Annotated in this window: 1 protein-coding gene; it reads left to right on the top strand. The window is 61.8% G+C overall.

What is annotated here, in order from left to right; genetic code table 11:
* The coding region (locus ACNKXS_RS15455) for a hypothetical protein (protein ID WP_417921661.1) at positions 1–280 on the top strand (280 nt) is incomplete at both ends.

Here is a 280-nt window from a genome sequence, read left to right as displayed (position 1 = left end):
CTATCAGCTTCACCGAGCGCCAATCCGGGATGACCACTGCGATCTCCATGCGCATACCGCCCTATGACTCGGAACAGAAGAACACGCGCGGCTTCAAGGAACTGGAATTGCGCATCGGAGACAACCTTGCCTGGGGCGAGGCTGGCCCGACCGAGGTCAGTTCCCGTGTCAGCGCCACCGACCGCTCGTCTTTGGCCTATATCTCGAGCGACCTCCAGTTCGTGCTCGCGCCCCACACCGAAGTCCGGTTCTGGGCTGACGTGAGCATCGTTGCTGCGCA

Source organism: Christiangramia marina (assembly GCF_048285865.1).
Lineage (GTDB): Bacteria > Bacteroidota > Bacteroidia > Flavobacteriales > Flavobacteriaceae > Christiangramia > Christiangramia marina.
The sequence above is the reverse complement of the archived record's forward strand: the minus strand, read 5'-3'. Positions and strand labels throughout refer to the sequence as shown.